At 46.9% G+C, this 1,698-nt stretch carries 1 protein-coding gene and 1 pseudogene; both read left to right on the top strand.

The annotated features are described in order from the left end of the window. Window positions 1–422 precede the first annotated feature (422 nt). Window positions 423–650, top strand: coding sequence for a hypothetical protein (locus H8F23_RS28625; protein WP_194936566.1), 228 nt, complete (start codon window positions 423–425; stop codon window positions 648–650). Beyond that, window positions 650–1,698, top strand: a pseudogene (locus H8F23_RS28620) (T6SS immunity protein Tli4 family protein); the annotation flags it as partial. The gene H8F23_RS28625 and the pseudogene H8F23_RS28620, both read left to right, overlap by 1 nt.

Raw genomic sequence — 1,698 nt, 5'->3', positions numbered from 1 at the left:
TTGAGCAGAGCAAGGAAGACTTCCTCAGCATTCTGAAAAGCTTCCGCCTACAACCGGGCATGGACAAACTGACCGGTAAGTGAAAGCAGAATCCGGGGGGCGCAAATAGCGCAGATTTTTCCGTAAGAGATACTTGGGTAAATCTGCCTCCCCCGCAAAACCTGAATGACTCAAGGCTGGTAAAGGGGACAGATTTATTTATCCGATGGTTTATCGTTGAGCCAAAATAAATCTGTCCCCTTTGTTCGATTAACGAACCCGCCGGCCCAAAAACTTGGGAGAGCATACAAGAACAGGCATTGCTAAACTTAACCAGGTACAAAAAAGCTTTCTCTTTCATCCCTAATAATTACGATTCCATATGGCCAACCTGGATAAAACAAAAACAAACTACCAACCCGATGGTCGGGACAAGAGAGTTTATGCCATTTGAAAGCGAATTCTGGAAAAAACCAGTCGCCGGCAAAGCGCCCGAAGAAATACTTGGCTTTATCACAGCTCTTCCGGTCAATTGGACAAAAAACGAAAACAATGACTCTGAGTTTCACATGTCTATTCTTGCCAAGATAACGCCAAGTATCCAAAGTGAAAATCACGAAAAAATCTTGATCGCATCTGCGGCCAAAACACAAACGATGGAAAACTCCTGATGCGCAACTGTCACTTTTGGCCCATATTTCTAACAATCCTAATGACGGGCTTTCAAAACACCCAAGCTGCTTCTAAGGCTTCATCTGATTCGAGCAAAACAGAATGTCTCGGGCGTACCGTATTTGAAACTCGAGAAGATATTACATGGCACCTGCTTGATGACCGATGGGACTACTCCGATGGCACAGGCCTTGGCAGTTACTCTCCCGACATTAATCTTGCAGACAAGCAGTTGAGCTATGGAAGCGACCCTTCCAACAACGCATTTCACTTAGTCACTATAGATGTCACTCCAAAAACCACCATCGATACGTTCAATAAACTTGTTCGTAGACACAGCCATGGTTCACTTGAAGCAAAAAAGCGAGTAATACAGGGTGAGCTCAACGAAATTTCTTCAGAGATAACTGAAGAATTATCGAAATCAAATCAGGCCAAACACCAAGTGCTCTCCAAAAAAAATAAAGACCTTAATGCGTCACTTGAGAGACTCGACAAAGTAAGTTCAGAGCTCGTTCTACTACCAGCGCTAATAGATCAGTTTGAAGAGCAGGGTCGTCCCACTGATAAATTAGTCGCAGAACTGAAAGCCTACCAAAAAGAATTCGACAGCTACCCTACAGACGAACTCTACGCCGAGCAGTCCTCTTTCGACTTCGGCATGCCAGATGCCTTTGGCGTTCGTCACCCCGACAAACTCATCGTGCTGCTGTGGCGTGACGAGCACATCTACCGCTTCGCATTCGGCCAACAAAGCGACTATTCCGAACACAGAAGCTCGTTCGAAAAACTACTCCCCGCCGCCCGTGACCTGCTCGCGCGGTTCCGTACACGCGCAGAATTTGAGATACCCAAAGAGACTGGCTTTTGCCTGCCCTTCGGCTTCATCGCCGATGATGGCAAAGCCCACTACTCGATCACCATGGCCTGGCATCCCACTGACAATCCGAACCTGCTTTACAGCCTGAGTTTGAGTGACGACATCGGCAAAGCCCTTAATCTGCTACCGGTATTGACCACGCCGATCATGGGCAACCCATTCCCAAG

Source organism: Pseudomonas neuropathica (assembly GCF_015461835.1).
Taxonomy (GTDB): Bacteria; Pseudomonadota; Gammaproteobacteria; order Pseudomonadales; family Pseudomonadaceae; genus Aquipseudomonas; species Aquipseudomonas neuropathica.
This window is presented reverse-complemented; position numbering and strand designations above follow the sequence as displayed.